The 18,521-nt window shown below is 40.6% G+C and carries 16 protein-coding genes; 5 read left to right on the plus strand and 11 right to left on the minus strand.

From position 1 onward, the window contains the following. Positions 1–35 precede the first annotated feature (35 nt). Complete coding sequence (malP, locus tag AS005_RS00935; RefSeq protein ID WP_101509826.1) at positions 36–2,507, plus strand: maltodextrin phosphorylase; 2,472 nt, start codon at positions 36–38, stop codon at positions 2,505–2,507. A gap of 25 nt (positions 2,508–2,532) precedes the next feature. Here malP and AS005_RS00940 read toward each other — a convergent pair whose 3' ends face one another. From AS005_RS00940 to AS005_RS00950, 3 genes are all read right to left on the minus strand, one after another. Next, a complete protein-coding gene (locus AS005_RS00940; protein WP_101509827.1) occupies positions 2,533–3,246 on the minus strand; it encodes an SDR family oxidoreductase in 714 nt (237 codons plus the stop codon). Next, positions 3,224–5,002 carry an HD domain-containing phosphohydrolase gene (locus AS005_RS00945; RefSeq protein ID WP_233186189.1) on the minus strand — a complete coding sequence of 593 codons (1,779 nt, stop codon included), beginning with the start codon at positions 5,000–5,002 and terminating at the stop codon, positions 3,224–3,226. The genes AS005_RS00940 and AS005_RS00945 overlap by 23 nt, the downstream gene beginning before the upstream one ends. Positions 5,003–5,110: 108 nt before the next feature. Then, on the minus strand, positions 5,111–5,701 hold the full coding sequence (locus tag AS005_RS00950; RefSeq protein WP_101509829.1) for a Crp/Fnr family transcriptional regulator: 591 nt from the start codon (positions 5,699–5,701) through the stop codon (positions 5,111–5,113). A gap of 90 nt (positions 5,702–5,791) precedes the next feature. Between AS005_RS00950 and hcp the strand changes: the two genes are divergently transcribed. After that, positions 5,792–7,087 (plus strand): hydroxylamine reductase, encoded by a 1,296-nt coding sequence (gene hcp, locus AS005_RS00955; RefSeq protein WP_199203790.1) that lies wholly within the window; start codon positions 5,792–5,794, stop codon positions 7,085–7,087. Between the two features lie 30 nt (positions 7,088–7,117). On the opposite strand, the gene AS005_RS00960 is transcribed toward hcp, so the two are convergent. The 6 genes from AS005_RS00960 to smc are packed head-to-tail and all read right to left on the minus strand — an operon-like array spanning position 7,118 to position 13,706. Further along, positions 7,118–7,798, minus strand: coding sequence for a YjjG family noncanonical pyrimidine nucleotidase (locus AS005_RS00960; RefSeq protein ID WP_101509830.1), 681 nt, complete (start codon positions 7,796–7,798; stop codon positions 7,118–7,120). Continuing rightward, positions 7,795–8,634 carry an N-acetyltransferase gene (locus AS005_RS00965; RefSeq protein WP_101509831.1) on the minus strand — a complete coding sequence of 280 codons (840 nt, stop codon included), beginning with the start codon at positions 8,632–8,634 and terminating at the stop codon, positions 7,795–7,797. Before AS005_RS00965 ends, AS005_RS00960 begins: the two co-directional genes overlap by 4 nt. Then, entirely contained in the window at positions 8,631–9,050 is a 420-nt protein-coding gene (gene fliS, locus AS005_RS00970) for a flagellar export chaperone FliS (protein WP_101509832.1), read from the minus strand. The genes AS005_RS00965 and fliS overlap by 4 nt, the downstream gene beginning before the upstream one ends. A gap of 11 nt (positions 9,051–9,061) precedes the next feature. Next, positions 9,062–9,655: a hypothetical protein gene (locus tag AS005_RS00975; protein WP_101509833.1), complete on the minus strand. Its 594-nt coding sequence runs from the start codon at positions 9,653–9,655 to the stop codon at positions 9,062–9,064. Further along, positions 9,652–10,191, minus strand: coding sequence for an NUDIX hydrolase (locus AS005_RS00980; RefSeq protein WP_101509834.1), 540 nt, complete (start codon positions 10,189–10,191; stop codon positions 9,652–9,654). Before AS005_RS00980 ends, AS005_RS00975 begins: the two co-directional genes overlap by 4 nt. 2 nt (positions 10,192–10,193) lie before the next feature. Next, entirely contained in the window at positions 10,194–13,706 is a 3,513-nt protein-coding gene (smc, locus tag AS005_RS00985; protein ID WP_101509835.1) for a chromosome segregation protein SMC, read from the minus strand. 71 nt (positions 13,707–13,777) lie between these two features. Here smc and AS005_RS00990 point away from each other — a divergent pair, with 71 nt between their 5' ends. The 3 genes from AS005_RS00990 to AS005_RS01000 are packed head-to-tail and all read left to right on the plus strand — an operon-like array spanning position 13,778 to position 17,335. Then, the gene (locus tag AS005_RS00990) at positions 13,778–14,917 is read left to right on the plus strand and encodes an aldo/keto reductase (RefSeq protein WP_101509836.1); all 1,140 of its coding nucleotides are present in this window, start codon (positions 13,778–13,780) and stop codon (positions 14,915–14,917) included. Further along, on the plus strand, positions 14,914–16,911 hold the full coding sequence (locus tag AS005_RS00995; RefSeq protein ID WP_101509837.1) for a diguanylate cyclase: 1,998 nt from the start codon (positions 14,914–14,916) through the stop codon (positions 16,909–16,911). Before AS005_RS00990 ends, AS005_RS00995 begins: the two co-directional genes overlap by 4 nt. Further along, the gene (locus AS005_RS01000; RefSeq protein ID WP_101509838.1) at positions 16,841–17,335 is read left to right on the plus strand and encodes a methylglyoxal synthase; all 495 of its coding nucleotides are present in this window, start codon (positions 16,841–16,843) and stop codon (positions 17,333–17,335) included. The genes AS005_RS00995 and AS005_RS01000 overlap by 71 nt, the downstream gene beginning before the upstream one ends. Here the strand turns inward: AS005_RS01000 and AS005_RS01005 are convergent. Further along, positions 17,332–17,538: a zinc ribbon domain-containing protein gene (locus AS005_RS01005; protein WP_101509839.1), complete on the minus strand. Its 207-nt coding sequence runs from the start codon at positions 17,536–17,538 to the stop codon at positions 17,332–17,334. The two genes, AS005_RS01000 and AS005_RS01005, sit on opposite strands and share 4 nt — an antisense overlap. Positions 17,539–17,542: 4 nt before the next feature. After that, complete coding sequence (locus AS005_RS01010) at positions 17,543–18,508, minus strand: AI-2E family transporter (RefSeq protein ID WP_199203791.1); 966 nt, start codon at positions 18,506–18,508, stop codon at positions 17,543–17,545. Between the last annotated feature and the right edge of the window lie 13 nt (positions 18,509–18,521).

The following is an 18,521-nucleotide window of genomic DNA, read 5'->3' on the forward strand; positions in this document are numbered from 1 at the left end:
TTGTGAAAGAAACCTCTCTGAGAGGAGGAGAAATTGTGTTGAAGAAATTGCCCGAGAACTTAAAGGAGATTGAAAAATTGGCCTACAATCTTTGGTGGAGTTGGTCTAGGCCAGCTCAGAGACTCTGGAGAAAGGTAAATCCTGAAGGTTGGGAAGAACATAGAAATCCCATTAAGATCCTGAAAGAAGTGTCCAAAGAGCGCCTTGAAGAGCTTTCAAAAGATGATGATTTCGTTGCTCTCTACGAACTCACAATCGAGAGGTTCAAAAATTACATGGAAGAGAAAGATACTTGGTTCAGTGTCAATTACCCCGAATGGGACGAAAAAATAGTCTATATGTGCATGGAATATGGGTTGACAAAAGCTCTTCCAATTTACTCAGGAGGATTGGGTATTCTCGCTGGTGATCACCTCAAGTCAGCAAGCGATCTCGGGCTTCCTTTAATTGCTGTAGGCCTCCTTTACAAACACGGTTATTTTACCCAACAAATTGATAAAGGCGGAAAGCAAATAGAGATTTTCCCAGAATACAACCCTGAAGATCTTCCTATGAAGCCTTTGAGAGACGAAGAGGGAAGACAAATAATCGTGGAAATTCCTATTGACAACAGCATTGTGAAAGCAAGGGTGTTTGAAGTGGATGTTGGAAGAATAAAATTGTATCTGTTAGATCCAGATTTGGAGGAGAACGATGATAAGTATAGAAAAATATGTGACTATCTTTACAATCCAGAACCCGATGTAAGACTCTCCCAAGAAATTCTCCTAGGTGTTGGTGGTATGAAACTTTTGAAGAAATTGAAAATAAAGCCTGGCGTGATTCATCTGAACGAAGGGCATCCCGCTTTCTCTTCTTTCGAAAGAATAAAAGATTACATAGAAGAAGGATTCACTTTCACAGAAGCCCTCGAAATCGTTAGACAAACGACCGTGTTCACTACTCATACTCCTGTTCCAGCAGGTCACGACAGATTTCCATACGAGTTCGTGGAAAGAAAATTCTCAAAGTTTTTCGAAGGATTCGCAGAAAAAGACCTTTTAATGAATCTTGGAAGAGACGAAAGTGGAAATTTCAACATGACCTATCTGGCATTAAGAACCTCCTCGTTTATAAACGGTGTAAGTAAACTCCATGCAGACGTCTCTAGGAAAATGTTCAAAAACGTATGGCGAGGCGTACCAACCGAGGAAATTCCCATAGAAGGGATTACAAACGGTGTACACATGGGAACTTGGATTAGCCATGAAATGAGAAAACTTTACGATAGATACCTTGGAAGAGTGTGGAGAAATCACACCGATCTTGAGGGAATATGGTACGGTATCGACAGGATACCAGATGAAGAACTTTGGGAAGCACATCTGAAAGCAAAAAGAAGATTTATAGACTACATAAAGGAATCCATTAAAAAGAGAAACGAAAGGCTGGGGATACAAGACCCCTTACCAGAAATCAACGAGAACGCACTCATTATAGGTTTCGCTAGAAGATTTGCAACTTACAAAAGAGCTGTGCTTCTCCTCACCGATCTAGAAAGGCTCAAAAACATATTGAGTGATCATGAAAGACCTGTTCACATAATTTTCGCAGGTAAAGCGCATCCAAAAGATGAAGCAGGAAAAGAGTTTCTGAAGCGAATCTACGAGGTCTCTCAGATGCCAGAATTTAAAAATAGAATAATCGTTCTTGAGAATTACGATATAGGAATGGCTCGTTTAATGATAGCAGGTGTGGATGTATGGCTCAATAATCCTAGAAGACCAATGGAGGCAAGTGGAACGAGCGGAATGAAAGCCGCAGCGAATGGTGTGTTGAACGCGAGTGTATACGACGGATGGTGGGTAGAAGGTTACAACGGTAGAAACGGGTGGGTAATAGGGGATGAAACTGTCCTTCCAGAGACGGAAGCCGACGACCCAAAGGATGCAGAATCTTTGTACGAACTTCTCGAAAATGAAATCATTCCCACGTACTATGGGAACAAAGAAAAATGGATCTTCATGATGAAAGAAAGTATAAAAAGTGTAGCACCCAAGTTTAGTACTACTCGGATGTTGAAAGAATACACAGAGAAGTTCTACATAAAAGGTCTTGTGAACAAGGAATGGCTCGAAAGAAAAGAAAACGTCAAGAAAGTTGGCAATTGGAAAGAGCGAATTCTTAAAAATTGGGACAAAATATCTATAGAAAGAATCGTGCTCGAGGATACTAAAAGTGTTGAGATAACAGTGAGACTGGGAGATCTAACACCAGAGGATATTTTCGTAGAACTCTTAATAGGTAGAGGAGATGATATTGAGACATTAGAAATTTGGAAGGCGATTCAGGTCAGACGATACAGAAAAGAAGGAGACACCTATGTGTACGCTTACACTAACGGAGCACTTGGTCACCTAGGTTCTCCCGGATGGTTTTATGCTGTGAGGGTTGCTCCTTACCATCCGAAACTTCCCATCAAGTTTCTTCCAGAAATACCCGTCGTATGGAAGAAAATACTCGGTTGAGGGGGCTGCAGCCCCTTGTTTCTATTCACAAAGGAAATTTTGAAATACCACCGTCTACAACGATAGTTTGTCCCGTAAGGTACGAGGCTCTCTCAGAACAAAGAAATGTTACAACACTCGATATCTCTTCCGGCCTTGCCATTCTTCCCATAGGGATCTGCTTTTCAACTTGTTTTTTCTTTTCCTCGGTTAACAGTTCTTTTACTCTTTCTGTTTCCGTCCATCCTGGTGCCACACAGTTTACCGTTACATTGTAAGGTGCTACTTCGAAAGAGAGAGTTTTTAAAAATCCTGTTAAGGCCAATCTGGCAGAATTCGATGTATAAAGATTCTCCAGAGGAGACACTACAGAAAACGAAGTGATAGCGATTATTCGTCCCCATCTTCTTTTTTTCATTCCAGGAAGATAGTTCTTCACCACCTTAATCATGTTCAGGAATAAACCTTCCACAGCTTCTTTGAAATCTTCCACCGTGAGATCATCCAACAAGCCTGGTTTGGGGCCACCCATGTTCAAAATCAATATGTCCGCCTCTTTCACACTCGAAAAAAGCTTCTCAACATCCTTTTTCAAATCGCAAACAACGTAATTGTGACCTGTCATTTTCAATCTTTCTTCATTTCTTGCACAAACTGTCACTAAAGCTCCTTCCTCCCGCAACGCATTTGCTACAGCTTTTCCAATACCCTTGCTAGCTGCAAGAACCAATGCTCTTTTACCCTTGATGCCTAGTTCCAAGATCCCCACCCCTTTCCAGAAATTCAACGAATCTTCTGACGATTTCAGGATCAAACTGTTTTCCAGCTTTATCTAAGAGTTCCTGAATGGATTCTTTTACGGTTCTTCCTCTTTTGTAAGGTCTGTCACTTCTCATCGCCTGATAGGAGTCAGCTACACACAGTATTCTGGCTTCAAATTCAATTTCTTCTCCCTTCAATCCATCCGGATAACCTTTCCCATCCCATCGTTCATGATGATGTCTTATCCAAAGTGCAACATCCTCAAATCCTTCTATTTCCTTGACTAACTCATATCCTTTCACAGGATGAATCTTTATAACATCGAACTCTCGAGCATCTAACTTCCCTGTTTTGTTCAATATGGCTTGTGGTACGTATATTTTACCTATATCATGAAGAAGTCCGGCCCAATAGAGTTTTTCAAGTTTTTCTCCGCTCAATCCAAACATCTTACCTATTTCTACCGCGTAGCGTGCAACTTCCTCCGAATGACCGCGTGTGTAGTAATCGTAGTATTCTAGAGCCTTCACCCATGTTCTGACGATATCTCTGTGAAGTTCCCTTTCTTTTTTTACAAGCTTTTTAAAGGCGTAAATAGCAGAAATAATTGTAAAAAGTGATTTCACCGTTTTTCTCTCTTCAATGGACAGTTCGCCTTCTATTTTAACTCGTCCATACTTCTCGTTACCATAAGCAATGTCAAAGGTTTCTCCATCCGCCTCTCCAACAACAACATTTTCAAGTTCTATCTTCACACCTTTAACTTCTAACAGCTCTTCCATCATAAGAAAAAGTTTTTGAGCAAAAATATTTGGATCTTTAACGAAAACAAGCTTTGAAAGTTCTCTTATTGAATTTCTGAATCTCTCGCTAAGTTCTTTCAGTTCCAAGTACAGCTTCTCTATCTCCTCCTGACTCGCAGATATCTCTTCATAGAGTGCTTCTATCTCTTGATTTTGAGCCCTTAATTCCTCGTTCGCCAACTCTAATTGTTCCGTCCTTTCCGCAACTTTTCTTCGAAGCAAGTAAACAAAAGAAAGAACCACACCCAACGCAATAGTGAAAAACGCTCCACTGTAAAGAACAAATTTGGTCACCCAAGATGGAATCACCAGAGCAACGGGTACGTAGTTTCCCAAGATTTCTTGTTTTTCTTTCTCTGATATCTTTGACAGACCAGAGTTAATAAGATCCAAAACGGATTTCTTTTCCTTCAAAGTAGCAACGTAAAGATAATTCGTTCCTAGATGAAGGGAGGTGAATCCGGAAGAGATGTTTTCTTTGGCCAAGTAGTAACGTGCCACCAAATCGTCTCCTAAAAACACAGAAATTCTTCCTTCTTTGAGCGCTTTCATGATAGAAGAATAATCTTTGAAGAATTCGAATCTCACATTGGGATTTTTTTCTTTCAGAATCCCAACCATACCTTCGCCTTTCAAGACACCAACAATATAGGAGGAAAGATCATCAAAATTTTTTATAGGAAGGTCTTTCTTGAAAAATACACAAGATTTCATCTCGAAAATCGGTTTGGAGAAGGAAAAAATTTTTTCACGTTCCGGTGTTTTAAAGATTTGATCAACGGCGTCAACGCGTCCATCCACAACCATTTGTTGCGCCGTTTGCCATTCTACGGGGACAAGCTCGATTTTTATTCCTGTTTTCTTCGAAAAGAGTTTCCAAAAGTCGACAGATATACCGACCAATTCTCCTTTTTCGTTGTAAAAGGAAAAAGGAGCATAATCTTTGTCCAAGGATATCCGAAGAGACTGAGAAAAGACAAAGATTGGAAAAATAAGAAGAAAAGAAAGGATACCTCTGATTTTATCACTCCCCTCCATCCAATGCTAAATTTTAACATCCTAGTGAGGAGTCTTCAAAATTTTGATCTGTTTCCCCTTTCTTCTTATGTACCCCTCCTCCTCAAGTTCTCGAAAGACTCTGGACAAAGCAGGCCGGGCACATCCAAATATCTTGGAGAGTTCTTCTATACTGACAGGAAGAATCACCTCTTTTTCGTCATTCGCGTGGTGCAGAAGATATTCTATGACTTTTTCTTTCAAAGTCTTCGTGGTGAGAAAGAAAAGTTTTTCTGAAATTATTTTGAAGTGTTCGGACACATCTTCGAGAAAGAACAGAAGAAGTTCTTCGTCGGACATGAGAAGTTCTAGAAATTTCTTTTTGGTTACGATAAGAATTTTCACATCGTTTTCTGCAACGATGTTCACTGGAAACCTTGGATTTTTAGAAAAAATGAGGCCAGATGCTACTATTTGAACGGGTTTTATTATATCAATCTCTAAAACTTTTCCACTTTCCGAAACGTGTTCCGTTTTCAAAGAACCCTCAATCAAAATCATGACATCATTTATCGGGTCTCCTTGATGTACTATCATCTGGCCTTTTCTGTAGGAAAAAATTTTTCCGTTTCTAAACAGTTTGTCTACGACCATTCTGATCACCCCGTAACAATTGTTACGGACATGATTATTCTAACCTAATTATACTCTAAGTGAAAGACTTAACAAAAGGAGGTACAAAGCATGCAAATGTTCTGTTACCAGTGTTCTCAAGCCGCCAAGGGTGTTGGTTGTACGGAGTACGGTGTGTGCGGGAAAAGCCCCACACTTGCCAGACTACAAGATAACTTGATATTCGCCATAAAAGGAATTGCCGCTTACTACTACCATGCAAGAGAACTTGGTTACGATGATACAGAAATAGCAGGATTCCTTGATGAAGCTCTTTACAGCACATTGACCAACGTGAACTTCGATGCCCAAGACTTTGTAGAGTACGCACTCGAGGCTGGAAGAATGAATCTGAAAGCGATGAAACTTCTGAAGAAAGCGCACATCGAAACTTATGGAGAACCTACGCCTGTCGAAGTGGAAACGGGAACGAAAAAAGGAAAGGGAATCATCGTCACTGGTCATAATTTAAAAGCTCTGGAAGAGCTTTTGAAACAGGTTGAAGGAACAAATGTTTACGTCTACACACATTCCGAGATGTTACCAGCCCACGGTTATCCTGGTCTCAGAAAGTACAGGAATCTTGTTGGAAATTTAGGGAAAGCTTGGTACGACCAAAGGAAACTCTTTGCTGAGTATCCTGTTGCTATACTTGGAACATCCAACTGTGTTTTGATACCGTCCGAATCTTACAAAGACAGAATGTTCACAACGAGTATCGCCAGACTCCCTGGAGTGAAGCACATCGACGGATACGATTACACTGAAGTTATAGAAAAGGCTAAAAGTTTGCCCGATCTTGAGGAAAAACCTGGTGTCTACAAACTCAAAACAGGGTTCTCCACCTCGGTTGTGGTTTCACTAGCAGATAAGATAAAGGAACTTGTCGAAGCAGGCAAAATAAAACACTTTTTAGTTGTAGGTGGATGCGATGTACCATTCAAGAGAAATGAATACTACAGAGAATTTGTACAGAAATTACCCAAAGAAACTGTTGTTATTACACTCGCCTGTGGAAAATTCAGGATAAACGACTTGGATCTTGGAGAAATAGAAGGTATTCCAAGACTCATCGATGTGGGACAATGTAACGACACGATCGTTGCCATCGAAATCGCCGAGGCTTTGGCAAAAACCTTCAATGTATCAGTTACAGAACTTCCTCTTACCCTCGTTTTAACTTGGATGGAGCAAAAAGCAGTTGCTATCTTGTGGACACTTCTCTCACTAGGATTGAAAAACATCTACATTGGCCCCGTGCTTCCAGCTTGGGTGAACGAGGATATTTTAAGGGTTCTCACCACAGAGTACGGAATAAAGATGATTTCGGAACCGGAGAAGGATATAAAAGAAATTCTGAAAGTCTGATTTACCCCGCCAGAGTGGCGGGGTTTCTTTCTATCTAAGAGTTTCTATAATATCTTTCAGCTCTTCAAAATTTCTAGCCACATGGCAGTTTTCGACAATAATGTTTATCTCAGGTGAAAAAAGAATGAAATCAATCCCTGCATTTCTCGCACCTTCTAAATCACTTTTCAGATCATCTCCCACATAGACGATCTCGCACTTTTTCAGATTCATTCTTTCGAGAGCTAACCAGAAGATCCTCGGATCTGGTTTTTCGAAACCGGCTTCCTCTGAGGTTAGAACGAACTCGAAGAACCTATCGAGATTTAACTTTCTACTTCTGTTTTCCTGGACGAACCTAATACCGTTCGTAACAGCGGCCATTCTGTAACCTTTTTCTTTCATCTCCTCAAGAAACTCTTCGGCTCCCGGCAAAAAATAGGCCTCTTCCGAAAGAGCTTCCAAATAATCAATTGCGATTTCTCTCGGATCGAACGGAACGTTTAGCTCTTTCAAAAATTCTTTGAATCTCGCAACCACCACTTTCTCTTTGGACATTTTACCTTCTGCTAGCATATTCCAAAATTTCCTGTTTATTCTAGTGTACAAAAAAACTTTCTCCTCATCGAGGAGGACTTTTCTTTTCAAAAAAACTTTTTTTAGTGCGATTTCTTCGCTCTTTTTGAAATCGAGGATGGTACCATCCAAGTCGAAAAGGATCGCTTTCTTCAAACAAGCCTCAGCTCCATTTCGTATTGTGTAAGTACCTTTTGAAAACCGTTTTTTTCTAAAGAGTGAGATAAGGGGTCATCCTCTGGAACGGCAGCACACGTTACAATTGTCTTTCTACTTTTTCTTTGTATATGATCAACACACTCTCTAACAAATTCGTCCATATCACCCCGAAGAGCAAAAGCATCAACTATGAAAGCACTTTGAGGAGTTTCACCCCACACGAGGTAACCTTCTCCATTCTTCCAACTGGCCCTCTCCATTTTGTATCGTCCATCAGCAAGAAGCAATGTTGTACACTCTCTCTGCCAGTTGGGACTCCTCCCGAAATCCGTCCTTGCCTTCAGAGAATACATGTGAATTCTTTTTTCATCCGTTTCGAAAAATCTCACACTACCCGTTCCCTCTATATTTTTGTCAAGGGCATAGCTGTAAAGTTCTCTTCTCTGTTTGAAGCCATTTTTCTCATAGAATCGTATGGCTCTTTGATCGGTCGAAACTACCTCGAGAACAACACTTTTCACGCCTTTCCACACAAGATGTTCCAAAGCGTGTTTCAATATCATGTCTGCTAGTCCTGTTCCTCTCTTTGGCTTCACCACTCCCATGGAATCTATCCTTCCACGATCTTTCCTTACACAAACCAAAATGAAACCCACTGGTGTATCGCCTTCGAAAAAGACGAAAGAATCTTCCAACGATATAGAGTTCTCTTTCACATCCAAACTGAAATTGTACACATCCCAATTCACTGGAACAGCATAATCTTTGAAGATTTCGTTCACCAAGCTGACGAGATCGATAACAGATACATCACTGGCTTTCTTTATGCTCACCCCATTAGATTCAGTCCCCCTTCTTTTTTCTTATTTGGGGTAGTAGTCACATTCCCTGCCTTCTTCATCGCTTCTTTCCATACTTCCAAAAGCTCCGATAGCATTCCTTCAACCTCTTCGATTTTCTCGATATCTTTTTTTACGTTCCCTTCCACCAGTCTCTGGAACATGTAGTTGTAGAGCGCTCTCAAATTTTGAGCAATTGTTCCTCCTTTTTCCATGTTCAAAGAAAGGTTGAGTTCAGTTATTATATCTTGAGCTTTTGCGACTCTCTCACTGAATTCCACGAATTTTTTCTCTTTCAAGAACTTTTTTGCCTCTTTCAAAACTTCTATAGCCTTTTCGTACAGCATCTGAACGAGTTTTGCTGGACTGGCTGTCATGATCATGTTTTCAAGATAGGGATTTTCTTTCATCATTTCACCTCTCATGATGGATTATTTTCAAGAAGGGTCTGAATTTTCTTAAAAAATTCCTCATAGTAAGCGAAAACATCCCTCAAATCACCGTCTATCAAATCGGCTATTTTCACCAGATCCTTATTTTGGAGTGCGTTTACAAAATCTGTGAGGATGTGAACCACCTTTTCTTCTTCCACTTTTAACCCTAGTTCTTTTGAGTTTATTCCCGTGATTTTTATTGTGTTCATTCTAACATTCTCCATCGCGTTGAGTCCCTCTGCAAGATCGTTTATACTTCTGTAACCCTCGGCAGTTCCTGCAACAACAACGTCCGCTACTCCTTTCAAAAGGGGCTCAACTCTTTTTATGTACCTGAGCACCTCCTTTATCGTCTCAAGAAGAAAGTCTTTCAAGGAAGAGAGCTCCAATTCTATCATCATGTCTTCTGTAAGTTCCATCTGTTTCAACTCTTCCAATCTAGAAAGAGAACATTCTTCACCGTTTATGACGATTTTCTTGACAACCCAATTTTCTTTATTTTCTCTCACTTTTCCAAGAAGATCACCGAAAGTTTTCACATTGTCAACTGTCAGTTCCTCACCGTTCACCCTGATCTTCATCTTATCACTCCCTTCGAAAAGAAAAAGCGTGTCAAAGCACAAACAGTCTTCGAGTCCTCGATTTCCAAATTTTTCAACATAGCGAGTACTTCTTCAATTGGTACCATCTTCACTTCGATGAATTCATCTGGATCTGTGTTTTGAACCGTCTTCTCTAGATCTTCTGCCACGAATATGTGTATAACTTCAGTGGTAAATCCAGGAGTTGTGAATATCTTCCCAAGATAAGAGAACTTTTTTGCTCGATATCCCGTCTCCTCTTCCAACTCTCTTCTTGCACAAATTTCTGGTGATTCTCCCGAATCCAGTTTTCCCGCTGGAAGTTCCAAGAGTGTCCGTTCAATCGGATACCTGTACTGTTCCACAAAAAGAAGTTTATCTCCCAGCACGGGTACAATCACCACCGCTCCGGGATGATCAACCACTTCTCGGATAGATTCTTTCCCATTCGGAAGTCTTACACGATCGACTCTCACACTTATCATTTTCCCTTCGAAAACTCTTTTACTATCTATCCTCTCTTCATAAAATTTCACCGTTACACCTCCAAAATTTTTTCTATTTCCACGGGTACGATAGCAGATACACCGTTTACCATTGTCACTCCATGTAGAAGATCAGCCGCCTCCATCACAATTTTATTGTGGGTGATCACCACAAATTGCGTTTGTTTCGAATTCTCTTTGAGCAATCTTTTGAATCTCTCTGCGTTGTAATCATCGAGAGGAGCATCAACCTCATCGAGTACATAGAAAGGACTCGGTTTAATTTCCATGAGGGCGAAAAGAAGGGCAATTCCAACGAGTGCCTTTTCTCCGCCAGACAATAAACTCAATTTTTGATCTCTTCTACCCGGCTTCCTTATGGATATTTCGAATCCCGCTTCGAGTATGCTTTTGGATTCCGAGATGATGCTAATTCTTCCTTCTCCCCCGAAGAAAAGAAGTGAAATCAAACGATTGAAACTCTCGTTTACTCTTTGATACACGTCAAAAAGTAGACTTTCCGCTTCTCGATCTGTTTTCTCTATGATATCCTCGAGTTTCCTTTTTGCTTCTTCGAGGTCTTCTTTTTGTTTGAGAATCTCTTCGTATTCTCCTCTTAGTTTTTCGTATTCATCAATGGCGGTGAGATCCACAGGGCCGAGGTACTTTATCTTGTTTTCCAAATCCCCCATGCTCTTATATATCTCTTCAAGTTTGTCATCGGGAAGATCTTCCACTTCCTTTTCTGAACCGTTGAACTCACCGAGAACATTGGATATCTTGAGTCTGCTCTCTTGCATAGCAAGCTCTATCTGATGAAGATGGTTTCGCAGCTTTTCTTTTTCATCTTTGAGTTCGTTCATCCTATTTTCTACGTCCTGTAATTCTCTCATTTTTTCCTCTTTTCCAACCCTGTGAAGTTTCATTGTTTCGAAAATATCGTCCATTTCTTTCTTAAGATGCTCTATTTCTCTTTCGTGTTCTCTTATAAACCTTCTGTACTTTTCTATTTCCTCTTCGAGATCAACCAGTTGATTTCTCAGAAGATCCATTTCTTCGCCAAATCTCTCGATCGCTTTTCTCACATCTTGCATTTCTTTTTCGTAACGTTCTTTTGTTTCAAGTAAACTCCCAACTTCCACTCGAAGGGTGAATATCTTTTCATTGAGCTCGTCCAGGGCTTTTCTCTCTTTCTCCAGCTCTTCAGAATACTCGGACAGAGACTTTTGTAGAATACCTTTTTGCTCTTTGAGTCGATCTATGTCTTCGAATATCCTTTCTCTTCGTGCATTGAAACCATTTTCCTTCGCTCTGTACTCTGCGAGCAGTTTTTCCAAGTTCTGTATTTCCTCTTGTATTTGGTTTATGCTTCTCAATATTTCGGAAAGAATTGTTTTCGTTGAAGACGATCTTTTGGAAAGTTCGAAAAGTTCTCTCTGAACTATCGTCTCTTGCTTCTTCAGGTCTTCTTGCTCCGTTTTTAAAGAAGCGAGCTCTTCTCTTTTCTCGAGTACGGTTCTTTCTATGTTTTCTATCTCTCCTTCTATGTGTTTCAACCTTATACGTCTCTCAAAGACGTTGTTGGTTCTCTCTTCTCTTCCTCCTGTGATCGCTCCTCTGCCGCTAACAAGTTCCCCGTCCAAGGTCGCTATTCTAGAACTGAGGTTATACTTTCTTTTCACTCTTATCGCGTCATCCAAGGTTTCAACTACGATGGAATTCCCGAACAGAAAACCGGCAACCACTTCAAGGTTTGGTGGGAGCTTAACCAAATCAACTGCATAACCGACGAATCCCCTTTCTTTTTCCAAACCCGGTACCTTTCGGAAGCTTCCATCTATCAAATCGAGCGGAAGAATGGTAACCCTTCCTGCCTCATTTTGCTTCAGAAACTCCACGATCGATTTTGCAGTTTCTACATCCTTCACGACAATGTTTTGGGACATCCCGCCGAGCAAGACACTGATCGCCATCGAATACTTTTCCTCCACTTCCAAAAGATTAGTCACAACGTCGATCAAACCTGGAAAATTCTCCCTTTGTTCGAAAACCGTTCTAACCGCTCTAGAAAATCCTCTGTACTCCCTTATATCTCTTTCGATCATCTCTTTCTCAAACTGAAGCTCTCTGGAGCGCTTTTCCAGACTCTCGATTTCGTGGGACAAAGTTTCTATCTTTCTTCCAATCTCCTCTATTCTCTCGCGAGTCACATTCAGCTCCTCAGTGAGTTTTCTTTCCTCTTCATCGAATTCTTCTATGCGCTTTGATATCTCTTTGAACTCTCCTTTTTTTTCTTCTAACTCCCTCGTTCTTGCGCTGATCTGGTTCTCTGCCATTCTCTTTCTCTTTTTCAAGTCCTCAAGTGCTTCTCCTATTCTCAAAAGCTCGTTTTCCAATTTGAGAATTTGTTTTTCGATGCTAGAGATTTCTTCTCTGATTTTCAAAAACTCCTTTTCCTTTTCACTGAACCTCGACAAGAGAATTTCTTTTTCTTTCTCTAGCTTGCTAAGTTCACTTGCTTTTTGTTCGTATTCACCCATTACACCTTTGAAAATGTATTCCATCTCTTCGAGACGTTTTCCGTACTCTTCCCTTCTCCTTTCTAACTCTTCGAATCGCGTGGAAACTTCTACATATTTATTCTCACCGTTCGCCAATTTGGAACTATAGAGATTCTTCATCTCCATAAGATCATTCTGCCTCTTCTTGTAATCTTCCAAGAGCTTTGTGTATCGATCTATCTCTTGATCCATTTCTCCGAACTCGTTTTTCAGAGAACTCCATCTCGTTTCAAGTTCGATCAATTCTTTCTGAATACCTCTTATCTTTTCGTTGGTTTTTCTCTCCTCTTCCTGGTAAAATTCGAGTTTTCTCTTCTCTCTTTTCAACACATTGCCGTAGTAGATTCTTCGAAGTCTCTCAAGTTGAGAAGAATATTCCTTGTATCTTTCAGCTCTCTTTGCCTTAAGATAGAGGGATTTCATCTGACGTTCCCTTTCGAAGAGAACATCCTTCACTCTGTCAAGATTGAGCTTCGTTCTTTCCAAGTTTACCTCTGTTTCCTTCTTCTTCTCTCTGTAGATAGAGATACCCGCCGCTTCTTCTAGGAGGAGTCGAAGTTCTTCAGGAGAAGCGTTGACGATTTTATCTATTTGGCCTTGGCCGACTATCGAATAAAAATCGACTCCAAGTCCTGTTCCTGCAAATCGATCCCTGATATCCTTGAGTCTAACAGGAACACCATTCAGATAGTAAGTGTTTTCACCGGTTCTTTTCAATTCACGCGCAACCGTTATCCCTTCATCTCCGTCTTCGAAAACGAGCTCCACGTAGGCAGACCCTGAAGGAGGAAGATTTTCAGAACCGGAAAATATCATATCGAATTTTTCGCTTGCCCGCAGTTCCTTCTTCGATTGCTCACCGAAAACCCATTTTATGGCATCTATGATGTTGGATTTCCCACTTCCGTTCGGGCCAACTATGGCGGTGATTCGATCTGAAAAAGTAAGGGAAGAAGGCCTTCCGAAAGATTTGAAGCCTTTTAAAAAAAGTTTCCTCAATCTCAAACCGATCCCCTCCCATATGTTAGATTTTATCATCTTGAAGTGTTAAAATTAATGCGTGAGGAGGTGTAAATATGCAGTATAGGGATTTCGGAAGAACTGGTGTAAAAACGTCCCTTCTTGGGTTTGGAGCGATGAGACTTCCTATCGTGGGGGAGGATCATTCTCTAATCGATGAAGAAAAGGCTATTGAGATGATTCGCTATGCGATCGATCATGGTGTAAACTACGTTGATACCGCCTATCCCTATCATGGTGGAAACAGTGAAAAAGTCGTGGGAAAGGCATTGAAAGATGGGTATCGTGAGAAGGTTTTTCTTGCCACCAAATCTCCTGTATGGCAAGTGGAAAAGCATGAGGATTTTTACCGTTATCTTGACGAGCAGCTCGAAAAACTCCAGACCGATCACGTTGACATGTATCTCATGCATGCCCTCAACAAGGAAAGATGGGAGAAAATAAAAGCCTTAAGATTTTTTGAGTTCTATGAGAAAGCGAAAGCTCAAGGAAAGATTAAGTTTGCAGGCTTTTCTTTCCACGACAAGTATCCTGTTTTCAAAGAGATCGTGGACGGTTATGATTGGAATTTCTGTCAAATTCAACTCAACTATATGGATGTCAATTATCAAGCTGGGTTGAGAGGGTTGAAATACGCTGGTTCCAAAGGATTGGCGGTTGTGATCATGGAGCCTCTCAAAGGTGGAAAGCTTGCAAGACTTCCCAAAAGGGTATTGGATATTCTCAATCGAAATGGCAAAAACTGGTCTGCTGTGGAATGGAGTTTCAGATGGATCGGTCACCATCCAGAGGTTTCTGTGATACTCAGCGGAATGAGTACACTAGAACAGGTGAAAGAAAACATTGAAATAATGAGTAAAATAGTTCCCAACAATCTTTCCGAAGAAGATCTGATGTTGATCGAGGAGGCAAAAAGAACACTCGAATCCTTCGCAGTTATAAATTGTACAGAGTGCGGATATTGTATGCCGTGTCCGAACGGAGTAGATATCCCTGGAAACTTCAGATTGTACAACGAGACCATCATGTTCGAAGATTGGGAAGGTGGTAGAGGAACTTACAGATGGTTTGAGAGTCAGAAATCTGCCGCTTCTTTCTGTGTTGAGTGTGGCGAATGTCTCAGCAAATGTCCACAAAAACTTGACATTCCAAATCTCCTCAAAAAAGTTCACAAGGAGTTGTCAAAAGCGAGATGAAACTTGCTCGTTGGATAATTCTCTTTCTGGGCATCATACTCATTTTTCTGTACAACTTGTTGAGTGGCACACCTTTACAAGTCAATCTGGATGTTCGGTGGGGAGAGATACTTTCCAGATCGATATTTCTTTTTGCGGCCTTCCTTTTGAACATCTTGTTTGCGAAGATCGATATGAACGTAGCTTTCTGGGGTTCTTTCCTTCTCTTTTTAGGAGCTTGGGAGCACTTTTTAGAAATTTTTTATCTCTTTCCGAATTGGATCGATATGTTGAAGATACTTCTCTACACGGCTGGTTCAGTGTTTATATTCGTGGAGATGTTCAAAATACTTTTGAAAGCAAAAAAGCTTCTCATCATGTTCAAAGGGCTTTTTCAAGAGAACAACGACATGGTCTTCTTCTACACTCCAGAAGGAAAAATCGTTGAGGTGAACCCCATTACAGAAAGGTTTCTCAAATATAAAAAAGAGGAATTGATCGGAAAAAATATCGAAGAAATAGCATGCCAAAACAGTGAAGATTCTTCAGCGAGAACTATTAATCTTTTTCAATTAAAAGATGCGTTTTTCATACCGGAGAAGATTTTTTTAAGCAAAGATGGAGAGATGCTTTTGTGTGAAAGCAAGATAATTCCTTTGTACGAAGGAAAGCAATTGATTTTGATACAAGAAATCGCAAGACCGATTATTGAAAGAAAAAAAGCGGAAGAACAACTGAAAGAAGAACGAAAAAAATTTCTTGCTTACTTCAACTCTCTCCCCATTCTAGGTATCATCTTGAATTATGACGGCACAGTAGCGTCAATAAACGAGACGGCCCGATCGTTTCTGGGAATAGACGTAGGAGCCAATTGGTTCGAAAAATTCCCCGAGAGTTTTCCACAGGAGATCCTCGAAAAAGCATTCAGAGAAAAGGTTGTTTACGAGGGAAATATCAGCACCAAAAAAGGTGAAAGAATTGTAAAATGGTTTTTCATACCCCTTAAAGGACAGTTATTATTGGCTGGTATAGATATCACTGAAGAGACTAGTAATCTGAGAAATCTCGAGAGAGACAGGAAATTCTACGATCTTCTCTTGAAAATTTCTGGGAATCTCCTTTCACTTGGCTGGAGCAATCTAGTGATAAAAGAATACTTTCCTTTGATCAGCGAAGTTTTCGAGGCAGAAAGCATGGCATTTTATGAAAAAGAAGACGGTATCCTTACTCTGAAGATCGCCTACAAAGGGGTGTTTGACTCTATCATATCGGATGTTCCAAAAGAAATCCACTTCTCCCATGGTATTTTGAACATACCCCTTGAATACGAAAGTGATATCTTCGCTTTGTTTTTAATCAAATACAAAGCGATTTCTAAAGAGATCATTGAAATTGCGGAAATTTTCAAAAATCAGCTTGAGTTGATTTATTGGAAGTTGAAAGGTGAAGAGAGAATTCTCTGGCTCGCTGAGCACGATCCATTGACACAGCTTTACAACAGGAAAGCGTTCGAAAGCAGACTGGCTTATCTGATAAATCTGTCGAAAAGATATGGGAGGAAACTCTCCTTTGTGTTCATAGACCTCGACAACTTCAAGAAAGTGAACGACACAATGGGACATCTTATAGGAGACCAGGTTTTGAAGGAATTTGCAAAAATTCTTTCTTTGCAGATGAGGAAATCTGATATCGCTGGAAGGCTTGGTGGCGATGAATTTGGACTGGTTCTTCCTGAGACTGACTATAATGGTGCGGAAAAACTGATGAACCGATTACAAGAAATACTAGAAAAACCTCTCAAAGTGAATGGAAAAGAATTCAAAATAGATTTCAGCTACGGAATAAGTATGTTTCCTGACGACGGTGAAAATATTGAGGAGCTCCTAAAAACAGCCGATGAAAGGATGTACACGAATAAATTCAAAAAGAAGGGGGAAAGAAGATATGTCCGACAGGCCAAGGAGATACAAGATATTCATGGAAAAAAAGAAGAGGATAGCTCTCATCGCACATGACAGAAGGAAAAGAGACCTTTTGGAGTGGGTGAGTTTCAATCTAGGAACTTTGTCACAACATGAGCTGTACGCCACCGGTACAACGGGCGCCCTTCTCCAAGAAAAGCTCGGTTTGAGGGTCCACCGATTAAAAAGCGGGCCCCTCGGTGGAGACCAACAAATAGGAGCGATGATAGCCGAGGGAAAAATAGATGTTCTCATCTTTTTCTGGGATCCTCTGGAACCACAAGCTCACGATGTGGATGTAAAAGCTCTTATCAGGATAGCGACTGTGTACAACATTCCTGTTGCTATAACAAGATCCACGGCAGATTTTCTCATCTCTTCTCCTCTCATGAACGATGTATACGAGAAAATACAAATAGACTATGAAGAGGAGTTGGAAAAAAGAATCAGAAAAGTCGTTGAAGGGAAGGAGGATTAACTACAACCAGAACATCCCCCACAGTTTCCGCCACACGAAGAAGAACTTGTGCCTCCTTGAACGGTGAAAGGAACTTTTTTGTACACCCTTTCTTTTTCTTTGGAATTACATTTAGGGCATTTTGCCTCTCCAATTTTGCTGTAAAATGTGAATATCGTGTAGACTTCTCCACAGTTTTTGCATTTGAAAGTGTAAGTGGGCATCGTTTTATCCCTCCATCACATAGTGTTTCCAGTAATTCTTTAGGAATATCAGAAAAGGAAGTGCTATGAGAACACCACCAAAACTGAAAAGATCCCCAAGAACGAGTATGGTGATCAGTATGATGAACCAATGGATATTAAGAGCGTTACTCTGTATCTTCGGTGCGAGTACCCACATCTCCAACTGATTAGCAGCCACAAGAATTATAGTCCCTATCAAAAGACCGTTCAAGCCGTGTACAGAGAACGCCAGCATTAAAAGTGGTATGGCTGAGATTATAACACCAAGATAAGGAACGAAATCTGTTACAAAAGCGAGCATTCCTAAAAAGAAGGCGCTGGGGATTTTGAACAAAAACGCTCCAAGTCCCACAAAAACGCCTACAAATATCGCGACAAGCACTTGTCCCCCTACGAATCTCTCGAACTCTTTGTAAGTTTCTACCATAAATCGTTTCCCGTCTTCAGGATCTTTCGGAAAGAGATAGAACACGTTTTCATTGATGAGCCTCTTGATAGATGACACGATAAAAGTTGTGATGACTATAACCACAGCAGATGTTATGAAAGATGGCACGTAGCCGATGATTTTGTTCACAAGGGAAAGAGCACCTTCGGAAAAGGAAGCACTGAGATTACTGAGGAGAGAAGTTATCCAATCAGGTATTTCCAAATTACCAAGTCCTGTTCTGATCTTATCTATCTCTGAAAAGACCTTCTGCGCTTCTTTAACGACGACAGGGAAGAAATTAACGGCGGAGTACGCAATCATCAGGAACACAAGGACGTTTGCGACAATTCTTGGGAGTGAAGATGGCTTCTTCATGAAAACGCCAAAGAATTTAGCCACATAATCAACGATTATGGATAGGTACAGACCCATGATCAAAGCGGTTATAATGAATGGGGAGAGCTTTGCCAACACCAAAAACATAATCAAATACAAAAGCGCAAAATGTTTGTTTTTCACTGTTTCACTCCTT

The organism is Thermotoga sp. KOL6 (genome assembly GCF_002866025.1).
In the GTDB taxonomy this organism is placed as follows: domain Bacteria; phylum Thermotogota; class Thermotogae; order Thermotogales; family Thermotogaceae; genus Thermotoga.

Coding starts and splice junctions, on each gene's coding strand:
- AS005_RS00975 (WP_101509833.1), bottom strand. CDS start 9,655: ATGAAGATCAGGGTGAACGGTGAGGAACTGACAGTTGACAATGTGAAA.
- AS005_RS00950 (WP_101509829.1), bottom strand. CDS start 5,701: ATGGTCGTAGACAAACTGTTTAGAAACGGAAAAATTTTTTCCTACAGA.
- fliS (WP_101509832.1), bottom strand. CDS start 9,050: ATGAAAGAAAATCCCTATCTTGAAAACATGATCATGACAGCCAGTCCA.
- AS005_RS00995 (WP_101509837.1), top strand. CDS start 14,914: ATGAAACTTGCTCGTTGGATAATTCTCTTTCTGGGCATCATACTCATT.
- AS005_RS00990 (WP_101509836.1), top strand. CDS start 13,778: ATGCAGTATAGGGATTTCGGAAGAACTGGTGTAAAAACGTCCCTTCTT.
- hcp (WP_199203790.1), top strand. CDS start 5,792: ATGCAAATGTTCTGTTACCAGTGTTCTCAAGCCGCCAAGGGTGTTGGT.
- AS005_RS01005 (WP_101509839.1), bottom strand. CDS start 17,538: ATGCCCACTTACACTTTCAAATGCAAAAACTGTGGAGAAGTCTACACG.
- AS005_RS01000 (WP_101509838.1), top strand. CDS start 16,841: ATGTCCGACAGGCCAAGGAGATACAAGATATTCATGGAAAAAAAGAAG.